The organism is Olleya marilimosa CAM030 (assembly GCF_000518485.1).
Lineage (GTDB): Bacteria > Bacteroidota > Bacteroidia > Flavobacteriales > Flavobacteriaceae > Olleya > Olleya marilimosa.
Window position 1 is genome coordinate 46,632 of sequence record NZ_JADR01000010.1, and the last position, 16,707, is coordinate 63,338.

Annotated in this window: 18 protein-coding genes; 7 read left to right on the forward strand and 11 right to left on the reverse strand. The window is 31.8% G+C overall.

All coding sequences use genetic code 11. From position 1 onward, the window contains the following. Window positions 1–19 precede the first annotated feature (19 nt). From M890_RS0112295 to M890_RS0112305, 3 genes are read left to right on the forward strand one after another with little or no spacing between them, the layout of a single operon-like run. Complete coding sequence (locus tag M890_RS0112295; protein ID WP_028283822.1) at window positions 20–619, forward strand: SprT-like domain-containing protein; 600 nt, start codon at window positions 20–22, stop codon at window positions 617–619. Between the two features lie 26 nt (window positions 620–645). After that, entirely contained in the window at window positions 646–1,728 is a 1,083-nt protein-coding gene (locus tag M890_RS0112300; RefSeq protein WP_028283823.1) for a mannose-1-phosphate guanylyltransferase, read from the forward strand. 9 nt (window positions 1,729–1,737) lie between these two features. Continuing rightward, window positions 1,738–3,216 carry a DUF389 domain-containing protein gene (locus tag M890_RS0112305; protein ID WP_028283824.1) on the forward strand — a complete coding sequence of 493 codons (1,479 nt, stop codon included), beginning with the start codon at window positions 1,738–1,740 and terminating at the stop codon, window positions 3,214–3,216. A gap of 85 nt (window positions 3,217–3,301) precedes the next feature. Here the strand turns inward: M890_RS0112305 and M890_RS0112310 are convergent, their stop codons facing one another. Further along, window positions 3,302–4,069, reverse strand: a complete 768-nt coding sequence (locus tag M890_RS0112310) for an ABC transporter ATP-binding protein (protein WP_028283825.1) — start codon at window positions 4,067–4,069, stop codon at window positions 3,302–3,304. Beyond that, on the reverse strand, window positions 4,066–4,806 hold the full coding sequence (locus M890_RS0112315) for an MlaE family ABC transporter permease (RefSeq protein WP_028283826.1): 741 nt from the start codon (window positions 4,804–4,806) through the stop codon (window positions 4,066–4,068). The genes M890_RS0112310 and M890_RS0112315 overlap by 4 nt, the downstream gene beginning before the upstream one ends. A gap of 110 nt (window positions 4,807–4,916) precedes the next feature. On the opposite strand from M890_RS0112315, the gene pafA reads away from it, so the two are divergent. Further along, complete coding sequence (gene pafA, locus M890_RS0112320; protein ID WP_028283827.1) at window positions 4,917–6,572, forward strand: alkaline phosphatase PafA; 1,656 nt, start codon at window positions 4,917–4,919, stop codon at window positions 6,570–6,572. On the opposite strand, the gene M890_RS0112325 is transcribed toward pafA, so the two are convergent. The 7 genes from M890_RS0112325 to rsfS form a co-directional block, all read right to left on the reverse strand. Further along, window positions 6,569–6,916, reverse strand: a complete 348-nt coding sequence (locus M890_RS0112325) for an SdpI family protein (protein WP_028283828.1) — start codon at window positions 6,914–6,916, stop codon at window positions 6,569–6,571. The two genes, pafA and M890_RS0112325, sit on opposite strands and share 4 nt — an antisense overlap. Before the next feature lie 6 nt (window positions 6,917–6,922). After that, complete coding sequence (locus tag M890_RS0112330) at window positions 6,923–7,189, reverse strand: acyl-CoA-binding protein (protein ID WP_028283829.1); 267 nt, start codon at window positions 7,187–7,189, stop codon at window positions 6,923–6,925. Window positions 7,190–7,193: 4 nt separating this feature from the next. After that, a complete protein-coding gene (locus tag M890_RS0112335; RefSeq protein WP_028283830.1) occupies window positions 7,194–7,844 on the reverse strand; it encodes a phosphatidylserine decarboxylase family protein in 651 nt (216 codons plus the stop codon). Then, entirely contained in the window at window positions 7,834–8,655 is an 822-nt protein-coding gene (locus M890_RS0112340; protein WP_028283831.1) for a phosphatidate cytidylyltransferase, read from the reverse strand. Before M890_RS0112340 ends, M890_RS0112335 begins: the two co-directional genes overlap by 11 nt. 4 nt (window positions 8,656–8,659) lie before the next feature. Continuing rightward, a complete protein-coding gene (locus M890_RS0112345; protein ID WP_028283832.1) occupies window positions 8,660–9,268 on the reverse strand; it encodes an LUD domain-containing protein in 609 nt (202 codons plus the stop codon). Window positions 9,269–9,379: 111 nt separating this feature from the next. Then, complete coding sequence (gene ftsH / locus M890_RS0112350; RefSeq protein ID WP_028283833.1) at window positions 9,380–11,344, reverse strand: ATP-dependent zinc metalloprotease FtsH; 1,965 nt, start codon at window positions 11,342–11,344, stop codon at window positions 9,380–9,382. Window positions 11,345–11,353: 9 nt separating this feature from the next. After that, entirely contained in the window at window positions 11,354–11,725 is a 372-nt protein-coding gene (rsfS, locus tag M890_RS0112355) for a ribosome silencing factor (protein WP_028283834.1), read from the reverse strand. A gap of 95 nt (window positions 11,726–11,820) precedes the next feature. Here rsfS and M890_RS0112360 point away from each other — a divergent pair, with 95 nt between their 5' ends. After that, window positions 11,821–12,546 (forward strand): biotin--[acetyl-CoA-carboxylase] ligase, encoded by a 726-nt coding sequence (locus M890_RS0112360; protein WP_028283835.1) that lies wholly within the window; start codon window positions 11,821–11,823, stop codon window positions 12,544–12,546. Here M890_RS0112360 and M890_RS0112365 read toward each other — a convergent pair. Both M890_RS0112365 and pyrE read right to left on the reverse strand, forming a co-directional pair. Beyond that, window positions 12,530–12,937, reverse strand: coding sequence for a hypothetical protein (locus M890_RS0112365; RefSeq protein WP_028283836.1), 408 nt, complete (start codon window positions 12,935–12,937; stop codon window positions 12,530–12,532). The genes M890_RS0112360 and M890_RS0112365 overlap by 17 nt on opposite strands. Before the next feature lie 59 nt (window positions 12,938–12,996). Continuing rightward, window positions 12,997–13,641, reverse strand: a complete 645-nt coding sequence (gene pyrE / locus M890_RS0112370; protein WP_028283837.1) for an orotate phosphoribosyltransferase — start codon at window positions 13,639–13,641, stop codon at window positions 12,997–12,999. Between the two features lie 120 nt (window positions 13,642–13,761). Here pyrE and M890_RS0112375 point away from each other — a divergent pair, with 120 nt between their 5' ends. Beyond that, window positions 13,762–14,343: an NUDIX hydrolase gene (locus M890_RS0112375; protein WP_028283838.1), complete on the forward strand. Its 582-nt coding sequence runs from the start codon at window positions 13,762–13,764 to the stop codon at window positions 14,341–14,343. Window positions 14,344–14,513: 170 nt separating this feature from the next. Further along, window positions 14,514–16,685, forward strand: a complete 2,172-nt coding sequence (locus M890_RS0112380; protein ID WP_028283839.1) for a T9SS type A sorting domain-containing protein — start codon at window positions 14,514–14,516, stop codon at window positions 16,683–16,685. The last annotated feature ends 22 nt before the right edge of the window (window positions 16,686–16,707 follow it).

Below are 16,707 nucleotides of genomic sequence, written 5' to 3' on the forward strand. Positions count from 1 at the left end.
TACTATTATTTTTGTAGCCATGCAAAAAACCATATCTCATTACATTCCGGAAGCGTCAGTCTCTAGAGTTTTACAACTTTTGGAGCACGATCATTTAGTAGTGATGATAAAAAAAGAAAGAAAAACAAGGCATGGTGATTACCGTAGATTACCTAACGGGAAACATCAAATAACGGTAAATGGCAGTTTAAATAAATATCGATTTTTAATAACCTTAATTCATGAGATTGCTCATTTAGAAGCATTTTCTAAATTTGGAAGACATATCAAACCACATGGAGCAGAGTGGAAGCGTACCTTCCAGCACTTAATGTTGCCATTTATTAATCCACAAGTGTTTCCAGAAGCAATTTTACCAGTAGTTGCAAAACATTTTATAAATCCAAAAGCGTCTAGCGATACAGACGTGCAACTCGCCTTAGCTTTAAAGCTATTGGACGCTCCAAATAATAAAAGCTTTATATTTGAAGTACCTTTACATCAGACTTTTAAAATACACAATGGTCGTGTGTTTAAAAAGGGAGCAAAAAGACGCACTAGACATGAGTGTGTTGAGGTAAAAACAGGTAAAACGTATCTGTTTAATGCCAATGCTGAGGTAGAAATTTTAAATAATTAAGTAAAACTTAATAGAATAATAAAGACATGCAGAATAAAAATTATTACGCAATATTAATGGCAGGTGGAGTAGGCTCTAGGTTTTGGCCAGTTAGTACAGAGGAGTTTCCTAAGCAGTTTCATGATATGCTCGGAACAGGAGATACACTAATTCAAAAAACGTTTAGTCGATTAAGTAAACTAATTCCTAAAGAGAATATTTTTATTTTAACTAACGAAAAATATAACAATTTAGTTTTAGAACAGCTTCCAGAGGTTACACAACGTCAAGTTGTGTTAGAACCAGCAATGCGTAATACTGCTCCTTGTATTTTGTATGCCAGTTTAAAAATACAAAAAGAAAACCCTGATGCTATAATGATTGTAGCACCTAGTGACCATTGGATTGAAGACGAAGTAGCCTTTACGACTAATGTCAAGCAAGCATTTGAGTATTGTCAAGAAAACGATGCCTTAATGACGTTAGGTATAAAACCAACATTTCCAAATACAGGCTATGGGTATATCGAGGGTGGTAAAGCATCAGAGGATAATATAAGTACGGTTGTTCAATTTAGAGAAAAACCTAATTATGAGACTGCAAAACAGTTTTTAGCACAAGGAAACTTTTTGTGGAATGCAGGAATATTTATGTGGTCTGCAACTAGTGTTATTAAAGCTTTTCAGACAAATCAACCACAACTTTTTGATTTGTTTAATACAGGAATGGCAACGTATAATACCGAGTTTGAAGATGATTTTATAAGAGATAACTATCCAAAAGCAGAAAATATCTCTGTAGATTATGCAATTATGGAATCATCAACCAACGTCTTTGTTATTCCAGCAACATTTGATTGGAATGATTTAGGTACTTGGGGAAGTTTGTATGATAAATTAGATAAAGACGAAGACAATAATGCTGTAGTTAATGCTAAAACCTTAACGGAAGATGCCTCAGGAAACATGATACGTACCAAAGCGGATAAGGTAGTGGTAGTCGATGGATTGAATGATTATATAATTGTGGATAAAGACGAAGTTTTACTTATCTTTCCAAAGTCAAAAGAACAAGATATTAAAAAAGTACTTCAAAAAGTAAAAGACAATTTTGGAGAGCATTACGGATAGGTTTTAACTATGGAGCAAAACAACGAGCCTAAAGAAAATAAATTTAATTTCTCTAATGAAGAGAAACAAAACGAAGCAGTAAATCAAAAAAAAGAAGCAGTAAAAAAGGATGCTGAAGGCTTATTTAAAAGCATAAAAACCTTTCTTCAAGAGCTTCTTGATTTTAGAGACGATACTGACAGAGATGCCACTATCGAAGCTATTAAAGCAGATATACCTTTTAAAGGCGCAACTGCATGGATTTTAATTTGCTCAATATTTGTAGCCTCTATAGGTTTAAATGCTAATAGTACAGCTGTTGTTATTGGAGCCATGTTAATTTCACCTTTAATGGGACCAATCTTAGGGGTTGGACTGTCTATTGCTATTAACGATATTGATACGCTTAAACGATCGCTTATCAACTTAGCGATAATGATCATATTAAGTTTATTAACAGCCTTTTTGTTTTTTAGATTTTTCCCGCTTAGTGAAGATACCTCAGAGCTATTAGGACGTGTCCAACCAGATATTCGTGATGTACTAATTGCCTTTTTTGGAGGTTTAGCTTTAATAATTGCTCGTACAAAACGTGGGACAATAGCCTCTGTGATTTTTGGAGTAGCAATTGCAACAGCATTAATGCCTCCTTTGTGTACAGCTGGTTATGGATTAGCAAAAGGTAATTGGACTTACTTTGGTCAAGCCATGTACTTGTTTACAATTAACACTATTTTTATAGCCTTAGCGACGTTTTTAGTGCTTAAAATTTTACGTTTTCCAATGCTTAAATATGCAAATTCTGCTAAGCGTAAACGTACTGCCCGAATTGCATCTTTAGTGGCTATTATAGTAATGATTCCTGCTATGTTCACGTTTTTAAGTGTGTTAAGAGAAAGTCAATTTAAAGTAGATGCTAAAGACTTTATTACTAATGAGCTAAAGTCGTTACCAAATGCAAGCTACATTCAAAAATATGCAACGCCTAATTATACACCTAATGGAGACTCTAATATTGAGCTAACAACGTTTGGTACAGATGTGATTTCAGACGACATGAAGCATTTCTTAGAAAACAGGTTGCAAGAATACACGTATTTAAAAAATTCAAAATTATTAATTAATCAAACTAAAAACAGGGAGATTAATAATTTAGAATATATGGAAGAGTTACGTACAAGAGACTCATTAGACTTAATGAGTCAGCAACAAAAAATAACGTTTTTAGAAGACAAAGTAAGAGAGTTGTCTAAGCTAGAACGTGGTTATGTTCCTTTTGAAGAAATTTCTAAAGAAGTTAATATTAACTACGAAAATATAGAGTCAATGTCTTACGCTAGTGTTATTAATTCTAACTTTAAAAGTATTGATACCTTAGCTGTATTTACTGTAAAATGGAATGATACTTTAGTAGATGATAACCTTGTAAATAAAGAAAAAGACAAACTGTATCGTTGGTTAAAGCTTAAGCTAAAATTAGATACATTGGTTGTTAAACAGTCCAATTAAGACTAAACATTAAAGTCAAATTAACTGCTTTTAAGTTGGTTTATGGTGATTTACTAAAAGATTTGTTTGTAGATAAAAAATAGTTTTAACTACGTTCTTCTAAGTACATTTGACGTACTTTTTTAAACAATTCAGAAGAATAAACAAAGTCAGTTACTGCTGCATTATCCGTTTTAAAGATGTCGTAGCGTGATCCTTCCCATTCTTTTAGACCATTTTTAAGAAAAACAATTTTCTCTCCAATTTGCATTACAGAGTTCATGTCATGCGAGTTAATTACAGTTGTAATCTGATATTCCTCAGTTATTTCTTTAATTAAATCATCAATAACTATGGATGTTTTTGGATCTAAACCAGAGTTTGGTTCATCACAAAACAAATATTTTGGCTTGTTCACAATTGCTCGTGCAATTGCTACACGTTTTTGCATACCTCCAGACGCTTCACTGGGTTTTTTATTATGCGCATCTCCTAGATTAACTCTGTTTAATACAAAGTTAACACGATCTTCCATTTCGCTTTTACTTTGTTTAGTAAACATTTTAAGCGGAAACATAACATTTTCGGCAATAGTCATCGAGTCAAACAAAGCACTTCCTTGAAACACCATGCCTATGTCTGCTCTAATATCACGTTTTTCGTCTTCGCTTAATTTAGCAAAGATTTTACCATCGTAAGCAATGCTTCCTTCTTCGTAATCAAAAAGACCTAAAAGGCACTTTAAAAATACGGTTTTACCAGAACCACTTTGCCCAATAATTAGGTTAGTTTTTCCTTTTTCAAAAGTGGTAGTAACGCCTTTTAAAATATGCGCATCTCCAAACGATTTGTGTAGATTTTTCACTTCTATCATTGACTTAGCAGGAGTTGAGTTAATATATAGTTTAAAAGGATAATCATTACACTAGTCCAAACAAAAGAGGTTGTACTAGCCTTACCAACTTCTAAAGCACCACCTTTCATGTAGTAACCATGATAAGAAGGGACTGTGGCTAAAATAAAGGCAAATAACAATGTTTTTATAAATGCGTAAGCCATATGAAAAGGCTTAAAGTCAAGTTGTATACCTTCAATATAATCAGGCATAGTCGCATAACCACCATAAACACAAGCAGCTAATCCACCCATTATTCCTAAAAACATGGATATTGATATTACAAAAGGATATAGTGTTAACGCTATAAACTTAGGAAACACCAAATAATTTAAACTGTTTATTCCCATAACCTCTAAAGCGTCAATTTGCTCTGTAACACGCATTGTACCAATACTAGATGTTATAAACGATCCTACTTTACCAGCCATAATAATGGACATAAAAGTTGGTGCAAATTCTAAAATAATAGATTGTCTTGTTGCAAATCCAACTAAGTTTTTAGGGATTAATGGGTTGTCAATATTTAATGCGGTTTGTATAGTCACTACACCACCAACAAAAAATGATATAAAGGCAACGATACCTAAAGAGCCGATAATTAAATCGTCAATATCTTTAAGGATTAATTTTTTCATTACAGACCACTTTGTAGGCTTTCGAAACATTTCGACAACCATTAAAAAGTAGGTTCCAATATAGTGTAGGTAATTCATTAGTTATTTGTTACTGCTAAAATATAAAATTATAGTAGGTATTTGACCTTAATTTTAAATTAGATGTTTTAAAATCTGTATTTTTGAACTTCAAAATTAAATTTGTCACAATGAGAGCCTTTTTATCGGTATTTATTATCTGTTTTCTTTTTAGTTGTCAGTCACAAAAAAGTACAATAACAACAAATACAACTAAGCTTAATTCGCAACCAAAGTTAGTGGTTGGAATTGTAGTAGACCAGATGCGTTATGATTATTTAACTAGATTTTATAATAAGTATGGAGATGGTGGATTTAAACGTCTAATTAATGATGGTTTTAATTGTAAAAACAATCATTTTAATTATGTGCCAACGTATACAGGACCTGGTCATGCGTCAATTTTTACAGGTGCCACACCTAAAACTCACGGAATAATTTCTAATAATTGGTACGATAAAGTTTCTGATAGTTATGTGTATTGCGCAGGTGATACTTTAGTGCAATCTGTTGGAACTTTAAATAAAGCGGGTCAAATGTCGCCACATAGACTAAAGACGACAACTTTTGCAGACGAAAATAGATTGTTTACACAAATGAGAGGTAAAACCATTGGAATTTCTGTAAAAGATAGAGGTGCAATTTTACCAGCTGGACATACAGCAAATGCAGCTTATTGGTTTCATGGAGCAGACGAAGGTCGTTTTATATCTAGTACTTTTTATTTAAACACATTACCTAAATGGGTACAAGATTTTAACAATACAGCTGCTGCTGAAAGTTATTTAAAAGAATGGAATACACTTTACGATATTAATACTTACACAGAAAGTGGAAGTGATTTAAATACTTTTGAAGGTGGTTTTAAAGGAAAAGACACAGCAACATTTCCTTATGATTTAAAAGCGTTAAGTAAAGATAATAGAGGCTATGATATTATTAAAGCAACACCTTACGGAAACAGTATTGTTGCAGATTTTGCAATAGCAGCAATTGATGGAGAACAGTTAGGAAGTGATACTATTACAGATGTATTAACCGTTAGTTTTTCTAGTACTGATTACGTAGGACATAATTTTGGTGTTAATAGTAAAGAGGTAGAGGACACGTATATTAGATTAGATAAAGATATACAACGCTTATTGGAAGCGCTTGATGCAAAAGTAGGAGAAGGAAATTACACTTTATTTTTATCTTCTGATCATGGAGCTGTTGAGGTGCCAGCTTACTTAGAATCAGTAAAAATTCCTTCAGGATATTTTGATACAGATGCTTTTAAAGCTAATTTATATGAAACTACAATTTTAAATTATAAAGCAGAAGACTTAATTAAAAATATAAGTAATAACCAAGTCTTTTTAGACAGAGAGGTTATTAAGAGTTATGGTTTAAATTTAGCTAGTGTGCAACAAGAGATTGTTAATACCATAATTGATTATCCGTATATCTATAAAGCTTATACAGCAACTAGTATGACAACTACAGAGTTTTCTGGAGGTGTGGAGAGTTTATTACAAAATGGCTATAACCAAAAGCGTTCTGGAGATGTTTTGTTTGTGTTAGATCCAGCAGTGATAAGTTATAGTAAAACAGGATCTACGCATGGATCTGCTTTAAACTATGATACGCATATACCATTATTGTTTTTTGGAAAAGGGATAAAAAAGGGGAGTACGATGCAGCATACTAATATTCCAGATATTGCTCCAACCATATCTGCTTTACTTGGTATTAGCTTCCCTAATGGAGCTACAGGTAAACCGTTAGAGTTTGTGCTAGAAAATTAATAGAATTTAGCTTTTAAAGCACGTTCTGTCCTAAACGACATAAATAAAACTGCACTAAATATTAGTATTAAGCTAATACTAATGCGTGCAATTTCACTTAGCTGTATTAGTATACCTATACAGCTAAGTAATGTTATTGTTATTCCAGAAATTAGTAATTGTTTAGACGAGTATTGCTGCGCAAAATCCCAAGTCTCTTGATTTTTCATGGAAAGCTTTGATCGATAACCATTAAACCAATTAATCTTTTTGGCTGGATATATTCTAGTAATAAAACTAATTATTATAAATAGAATACCAGATATAAAGCTAGGTAGTAATATGCTTTCTAGAAACGAAGGCATAATTATTTATTTTCGGTATAAAAAATAATTATTGACCAACTCTATGTAAGTTTCTTTAGCTTGGTCAGGACTAATATCCTTAATTTGAAAGAGTGCATTGGTCTTAAATGCGTTAATTATAGGTTTTTTACTACTTGGTCGCTCGTAGTTGTTTGTGGCTTTCTTATAGTAAGCATACAATCGAAGCAAGAAATCTGCAGGAAAAGGTTCTGTATGTGCATTAATGCGATCCACAGCATCATCAAAAGTTCTATTTAATTCTTCGGCAGTCATACTCTTAAATTTCGGCAATAATACTTTCGCCTCCTTTTACTTTTTGGTTTAAGTTAACCTTAATGTTAGTGTCCAAAGGTAAAAATAAATCTACTCTCGAACCAAATTTAATAAAACCTGAGTCTTCACCTTGTGTTGCAGCGTCTCCTTCTTTAGCGTAGTTTACAATACGTTTAGCTAAAGCACCAGCAATTTGTCTGTATAAAACTTTACCATATGAAGGGTTTTCAACAACTACTGTTGTACGTTCATTTTCTGTACTAGCTTTTGGGTGCCAAGCAACCAAGTATTTACCTGGATGATATTTACTATATGCTACTTGTCCACCTATAGGATAACGTGTTACATGGACGTTAATAGGTGACATAAATACACTTACTTGTAAGCGTTTTTCTTTAAAATATTCTGGTTCAAAAACCTCTTCAATAACAACAACTTTACCATCAACAGGAGATACTACTGTGTTGTCGTTTAAAGCAGTTAATCTTTTTGGGTTTCTAAAAAATTGTAGAATAAGAAATAGAAAGACAAATAATGTAAAAAACAATAGGTATTGTAACCATTGTAACGATACAAATTTATCAACAACAACTGCTAAAATTGCCACTATTAGAAATGTGATTGCAATTATTTTAAAGCCTTCTTTATGAAACATATTTTAAAATTCTTAGAAATAAATAAATAAAAGGAGCTGCAAAAATCATACTGTCAAAACGGTCCATTAAACCACCATGTCCTGGCATGATTACACCACTGTCCTTTACGTTTGCTTGACGTTTAAACTTAGATTCTATCAAGTCGCCAAGTGTGCCAAATACACTAATTATAATACTTAATATTAACCAATTGGTAAAGGTTAATGTTTCTGTAAATATATGAATAAAATAGCTGGCAATAGAAGCGAAGAAGAGTCCACCTAAAAAGCCTTCAACTGTTTTTTTAGGAGAAATACTTGGAAATAATTTTTGCTTTCCAAAGTTTTTACCAACTAAATAAGCAAAGGTGTCATTAATCCAAACTAAGATAAATGAACCTAAAATATACTCTGGAGTGAACGATCCATTATGATTGGCTATTAATAATAAAAATACAAAACCACTAGATAAATAAAAGGTGGTGATTATAAATCGTTTTGAGCTAAAAAGCGGAATTTTCTTTTCGGAAAATAAATCTTTAATTAAAATTAACTGTACAAAAATGGTAAGTACCTGAAGTATTTGTGTGGCCTCATCTAGTCCTTTGTCAGACCTCATTACTAATTGCCAATAGCCAAAAACAAAATATAAAATTGTGAATATTATATAAGGTGCGACACTTTTAAGTTGAATAAGTTTACAAAACTCTACTAAACAAATTATCCCAAACACAAAAAACAACACGATAAAAGCGTGCTGGTTTAATAATGATGCAACAAGTAAACTTACGTATAAGAATCCTGATAGCGCTCTTGTAAGGGTTTCGTTCATAAAACTAAAGGTCTTCTAAAAGCAGCAAATATAAGTTTTTTGTACTGCTTCCGTAAGATAAAAAGTCTTTTTCCTCTTGCAACTTAAAATGTTTAATAGTTGTGATGTTAGTAGGTATTTTTCTACTGTTTTTATGTTTAATCTCTCTTAATCCTTCTCCTATATTTGATATTATTTGACTAGTAGTTGCAAATACTATAACGTTATTAGGAAATTCGTTAAGTTTTTTTTCAGCTAACTGGTTAGAGCTAACTAATAAAGAGCCATCATTAGCTATTAGGTTTTCACAAGTGGTTATAAAATAAGTACATTCTGATAAGTTATCACTTGTTTTAAGTTGAGAAGATTTAAATTTATCTTTCAAGTTATTATCATAAAAATAAGCAGAATGATCTTCCCAGTTATTTTCTAATATTATGTTGTTTAAGTTGTCGTAAACTTCGTCTAATGAGTCACAATACAGAAATTTACCACCATTTTCTTTAAAGTTTATTGTAAAACTTTCGTCAATAGGTAGCTCTTCTTTAGGCATATATTTGCCTCTGTCGTCGGACTTAAGGTCCTCCTTTTCTATTTGAGATTTAGAACTAAATAATTTTCTAAAAAGGCTCATTTACACTTTGCTATAATCAGAATTACATTAATGGGAATATCAAATATAAAAAATCTTAGACTATCAAACGAGATAATCTAAGATTTTTAATACTTATTTATAATTTAGCGACTATTCCTCTTCGTTGGTGCTAGTCTTTTCTTCAATAACAAGTTTTGAATCATGGTTGGTAAATGGACGTTTACCAAGGATTTCTTCAAGGTCATCTTTGAAAATAACTTCTCTTTCAATTAGTCTTTCAGCTAATTTTTTAAGAACATCTTTTTTAGATTCTAATAGTGTTAAAGCTCTTTGGAATTGCGTTTCAACAATATTTTTAATTTCGTTATCTATTAACTCTGCAGTCTTTTCACTGTATGGTTTTACAAAGCCATTTTCTCCTGCAGGATCATAAAACGTGATGTTACCTACTTTTTCGTTCAATCCATAAATCATAACCATAGCTTTAGCTTTTTTGGTTACGTTTTCAAGGTCACTTAAAGCACCTGTAGAAATTTGATCAAATATTATTTTCTCGGCAGCACGACCACCCATTGTAACACAAATTTCGTCTAAAAACTTACTAGTTCTAGTTATGTAAGCTTCTTGTGGTAGGTACCATGCAGCACCTAAACTACGACCTCTAGGTACAATTGTTACTTTTACTAATGGATCTGCATGTTCTAAAAACCAGCTAACTGTTGCGTGTCCAGCTTCGTGATAAGCAATTGTCTTTTTCTCTTCGACAGAAAATAAATTACTTCGTTTTTCTAATCCACCTACAATACGATCTACTGCATCTAAAAAGTCTTGTTTTTCGACTGCTTTTTTATCTTTTCTTGCAGCGATTAAAGCAGCTTCGTTACATAAATTAGCGATATCTGCCCCAGAAAAACCTGGTGTTTGTTTAGATAAAAATTCAATATCTAATCCTTCTGCTTTTTTAAGAGGTTTAAGGTGAACTTCAAATATTGCTTTACGTTCTGTTAGGTTAGGCAAATCAACATGTATTTGTCTATCAAAACGTCCAGCACGCATTAAGGCGCTGTCTAAAATATCTGCTCTGTTGGTTGCAGCTAGTACAATTACATTTGTATTTGTACCAAAACCATCCATTTCTGTTAATAGTTGGTTAAGTGTATTTTCTCGCTCGTCGTTACTTCCAGACATTGCGTTTTTACCTCTAGCTCTACCAATAGCATCAATCTCGTCAATAAAAATTATAGCTGGAGATTTTTCTTTAGCTTGTTTAAAAAGGTCTCTAACTCTAGAAGCACCAACACCAACAAACATTTCGACAAAGTCAGATCCAGATAATGAGAAGAAAGGTACTTTAGCTTCTCCTGCAACTGCTTTAGCTAATAACGTTTTACCTGTTCCTGGAGGCCCTACTAATAAGGCTCCTTTAGGTATTTTACCACCTAAGTTTGTGTATTTTGAAGGATTTTTAAGGAAGTCTACAATTTCTTGAACTTCTTCTTTAGCACCTTCTAATCCTGCAACATCTTTAAAGGTTGTTTTAACTTCAGAGTTTTCGTCAAATAGCTTAGCTTTAGATTTTCCAATATTAAAAATCTGTCCACCAGCACCTCCACCACCTCCAGAAGACATACGACGCATGATAAAAATCCATACACCTATTAATAGTATAAATGGAAGTAAGCTAAAAAGTAATTCTCCCCAAGGATTGCTTTCTTGTGTGAAGGTTACTTGAGCTTTCTTATCCTGTTCTAAATCTTTATTTATAGTGTTAATAGATTCTTGAAACAGTTTTAAGTCACCAAATTGAAATGTGTAATTTGGAAGCTTAGTTGTTGTTGGAAAAATAGAGGTTGGCTTAGATTTTTTGTGCTCCTCCTTAGATTCAGCTTCTTTTGTTAAGTAAACTTTTGCAATAGTATTGTTTACTATTTCTACCTTTTCTATATCACCTTCTTTTAAAAATTCAAAAAACTGTGAAGGCGAGGTTTTATTTTCTGTCCCAGCACTACTTCCAAAAATTTGTAGGGCAATAAAGAAAATTATAATCCCTCCATAAATCCAGTATGGACTAAATTTAGGTTTTTTAGGTGCTGCTTTTTTATTTTTATCTGCCATGTATTGTGTTTAATAGTTTGTTTCGATAACAGTAACTTTAGCATCACCCCAAAGACTTTCTATATCGTAATATTCTCTAATATGTTTTTGAAAAACGTGTACCACAACGTTAACATAATCCATAAGTATCCACTCAGCATTATCTTCTCCTTCTATATGCCAAGGCTTATCCTTAAGTGTTTTACTAACTTTTTTTTGTATGGAATTAACAATAGCGTTTACTTGAGTGTTAGAAGTACCTTCGCAAATTACGAAGTAGTCACAAACCGTATTTTCAATTTCTCTTAAATCAAGAATATTTATTTCTTTTCCTTTTACATCTTCAATACCTTCTATCACTGTAGCGATTAGGGCATCAATATTTGGTTGTTGTTTCGCCATTAATTTAATTTAAATTTGTGCAAAGTTATTATTTTTAAGTTCTTTATACTCTAAAAAAATCATAAGATTTTATAATACGAAGATAATTATTTAATATGCGTATAATCAAACTTAATGCCACCGATTCTACAAATAGGTTTCTTCGTAATCTAAGTTTGGATAGTCCAGTACAAGATTTTACAACAATTGTGACTAGTCAACAAACTAATGGACGTGGTCAAATGGGTACCCATTGGCAATCTCAACCCTTTAAAAACCTAACCTTTAGTGTTTATAAAAAATTAAATTTGTTTCCGTTTGAGTCTCAATTTTATATTAGTATGTCTGTAGCTTTGGCTATTATTAAGTCGTTAGAGCAGTTAAATATTCCAAAATTAAGTGTAAAGTGGCCAAACGACATTTTGTCAGCTAATCAAAAAATTTGTGGTGTTTTGATTGAAAATGTCATAAAACAAAGTGTTATAGAGTCTTCTATAATTGGAGTTGGACTTAATGTAAATCAATTAGATTTTAATGGTTTGCCTCAAGCAGGCTCTTTAAAAAGTGTAACAGGAATTAATTATAATTTAGAAGAAATATTACATTTAATCCTAAAGCAGCTGGAGATACATTTGGACCTTTTAGGTAAAGATATTAATAGTATAAAGTTAGACTATGAGTCTTATTTATTTAGAAAAGAAAAACCTTCAACATTTAAAACTGCCGAAGGTTTGTTTTCTGGTATTATAAAAGGTGTTTCTAATCAAGGTTTACTTGAGGTCTTAGTTGAAGATCAAATTTTAAAAACCTATGATTTGAAAACTATTAAGCTTCTGTATTAATTGCTTGAGGCATATTGGTGGCTAAAGTCTCTATAAATTTATTAATTGGACCTTTAATCATCATTGCCATCATGGCGTTAAACTGGCCTTCAAAAATTAATTGTACTTCACTTTTGTTAGCTTCAACTTCAATGATGTTTCCTGTTAAAGAAAAATCTATTTTTCCACCAGCAGCACCTAAAACAATTTTGTTGTTTGGTGTCATTTCTTTCTTTTTTAAGACAATCTCTGGCATTCCTTTAAGTGCAAATAAAAATTTATCCTCACCTAAAACTTCAAATTTACTAATGTTTTCAGGCATTAAGTTTTTAAAGTTTTTGACATCACTTAAAAAATTAAAGGTGTCTTCTGTAGATTTATCTAAAGTTACTTTAGGGCTTTCTAATTTCATAATTTGTTTTAGTTGTTTAAAATTAATAGTGTTATATAATTGTAGCTATTAATTTAATATCAATTAGCGTTCCAAACACTTGGATTTGCGTTCCAACGACTTAAGGTTTCAATTTCTTTTTCCGAAATATAATTGCTTGAAGCAGCTTCAGTAAGTAAGCTTTCGTAATTACTTAAAGTGTGTAGTGTGATGTTTGCTTTTTCAAAATTTTCTTTGGCTACATCAAAACCATAAGAAAAAATAGCAATCATACCTTTGACATTTACATTTGCTTCTTTTAAGGCTTTAACAGCATTTAAGCTGCTTTTTCCTGTGCTAATTAAGTCTTCCACGACTACTACGTTTTGACCGCTTTCAATATGTCCTTCAATTTGATTTTTACGACCATGACCTTTAGCTTCTGGTCTGACATATATAAAGGGTAGGCCTAAATATTCTGCTACCAGCATGCCTATACCAATTGCTCCTGTTGCAACTCCTGCAATAACATCAGGTTTACCGTAATGCTCTTCAATAAACTTACTCATTTCCTCTCTAATATAATTTCTTATTGGAGGATATGAAAGTACGACACGATTATCGCAGTAAATTGGTGATTTCCAACCTGAAGCCCAAGTAAAAGGATTGGTTGGTTGTAGTTTTATTGCATTTACTTGTAATAAAACCTGTGCTGTTTGTCTGGCAGTTTGCTTGTTAAAAATCATACAGCAAAAGTACAGATTTATTTAATTTTACTTAAAAATAATTTTAAAATAAATTAGCATAAAGACTCAATGTCATTAATTTTAATATTTTTACCTAATTATAACTAGCTACCATATTTTATGCAGTGCATTTTTGTTAACGACAAGCCTATATATTTAACTACAAAAGTTGAAAAAGAAACTGATTTTAAGAATTTTTTATTGAAAGATGTGGATCTAGATTTGGTGCTTCATACACTATCTAAAAAATCAATACATTCTGTTAGGTTAATTGGTCATGATGATGATAAGTTATTAAAATCATTTAAGAAAAAACTACCCAATGTTGTTGCAGGAGGAGGTAAAGTGTATAATGATGAAGGACAAATATTGTTTATTTACAGAAACGATAAGTGGGACTTGCCAAAAGGTAAGACTGAAAAAAATGAAACCATAGAGGATACTGCAATTAGAGAGGTTGCTGAAGAAACTGGTGTTTCCAAATTAAAAATTATAAAACCACTTCCTATTACTTATCACATTTTTAAAAGAAACGGTAAGTCTAAACTTAAAATTACGCATTGGTTTGAAATGCATTCTTCTTTTAAAGGTAATTTATATCCGCAATTAAATGAAGGTATAACAAAAGTGGAATGGTTAGATCAAGAAGCAGCTTCTGAGGCTTTAAAAAAATCTTATGCTAATATTAAATTATTGTTTTAAAACTATTAATTTTTATGTTAAAAATGTATTAGTGTATTTTGACCTAAGTATTTAGTACTTCGTCTTTTCATGCCCAATTTTATACACTTAAACCATTTTTTTGTTGTAGGAGAATTCAGTTAATTATTTTCGCCTTTGTAAATGTAATTAATTTAAAACCCTCACAGAGTATGTATGCAAAATTACCTAATCGGATAGTTAATTTTAAAGCATTGCTAGTTTTATTAGCAATGACTTTTTCTTTTCAATCATTTGCTTTAGATGACACTTATTGTGGCTCTATTTCTGGATTTGAATTTTCTAACGGAACGACGACTACAGCAATTAGTCATAACCAATCTTATTATATTAACGATCTTCCAAATAACTTTTACGTAAACTTATTAGTTAATGGTTACTCACAAAGTGCTAAATTTTATGTTAAAAATTTAGATACTGGACAATGTTACGTAGTTAACGAAAACCATTTGCCTTACACTTTTCCAGGAGGAAATGGCGCATGGAACTATGGTTGTGGTAATTTTGAAATTAAAGCTAAACTATACAAGTACGATAGTTGTGGGTCTTATTGTGATAGTGAAACTATTAGATTTGCTATTACTTGTCAACCAGAGGTAACTTGTGGAGAAATTTCTGGATTTGAATTTACAAATGGATCACAAAATGTGACAATAACAAATAACGAGACTTACGCGTTAGATGCATTACCAAACAATTTTTATGTTGATGTGTTAGTTGATGGTGCGTCTGAGAGTGCTAATTTAACATTAGTAAACTTAACAACAGGTCAAACGTTTAATGTAGGAGAAAACTATATACCATATACAATTCCAGGAGGAAATGCTGCATGGTGTTATGGAACTGGAGATTTTAAATTAACAGGTAAAATATTTGAAAACAATTATTTTCAAGGAACTTTATGTGATGAAGAGGTTATCTATTTTACAATTGGTGAAACAACGTGTAGCCAAATTGTAGGGTATGAATTCTCTAATTTTGCTGATGCTACTGTAGCAATTGTAGATGGAGCAGATTATGATTTAGATAATCTTCCGACAGACTTTAATATTAACTTATTAACCTCTGGAGATTTAGAAAGTGCATTTTTTACTTTAACCAACTTAGATACAGGTGAGGTGTTTACTAAAACTGAAAATGCAATACCATACACTTATCCAGGTGCAACTAATTCAGTTTGGTCACATGGATGCGGAACGTTTAAAATTTGTGCAAGTATTTTTCAAGAAAACTATGCTAGTGGAACAGCATGTGATAACACATGTGTAACGTTTACAATTAATTGCGAAGAGCCATGTGGCGCTATTGATGCGTTTGCTTTCTCAAATGGATCTGATGATTTAACAATTACTGAAGGTGAAACATATAATGTTGCAGATTTACCAACAGGATTTGCAATAGCAACTTTAATTACAGGAGCTTCTCAAAGTGTTTCTACAACAGTTACTAATGTGACAACTGGTACTTCTGTTGTAGTAACAGACAACACATTGCCTTACTCTTATCCAACAGCAGCAGCTTGGGATTTAGAAGCAGGTTCTTACCAAATTGTATCTCAATTATTTTCAGAGGATAATGCATCAGGAACACAGTGTGATACACAATCTATTAGCTTTACTTTAGTTGATGTATTAGTATGTGAAGCAACTTTTGCAGGAACTTCAACTTTATCAAGCGGATTAGCTATTGTTATTCCAGGGGTTACTTCAACTGTAACAGTTAACTTAAATAACGATGCTATTTTGCCTGATGGCTATAGCTTAGCAACAGTAATCACTAAAGGTGATGATTTGACAATTGAAGGATATAGCGAAAACCTTGTTTTAGACGTGCCAGAAGCAGGTGGTTTTTATAAAGTACATACATTGGCTTATAATCCAACGACTTTTGATTTAGACGATTTAACTTTAGGAACATCAACTGCAAATGATATTTTAGATTTAATAGCTAACAACCAAATATGTGCAGATCTTGATGCTGTTGGTAGTCAATTAATGGTAATTGTAACAGGATCTACTGACAGAAATAGTGATTTAGCTATAGATCAGGTTAAAGGTAATCAAGCTATTGAAGCACACTTGTCTGCAGACATTAGATTATTCCCTAATCCTGTAGTTACACAATTAAATGTAAATGTGGATTTACTTAAAAATGAAATCCTTAATTACGCTATGATTGATGTTAATGGTAAACAAATACTATCAGGTCAATTGTCAAATAATAGCAATGTTATTAATACATCAAATTTAGCATCAGGTTTTTATATCCTTAAGTTAAACTCGGAAGTAAGACAACTTACTAAAAAGATTATGGTTAGAAAATAATCCAAAACTTTTCATATAAAAA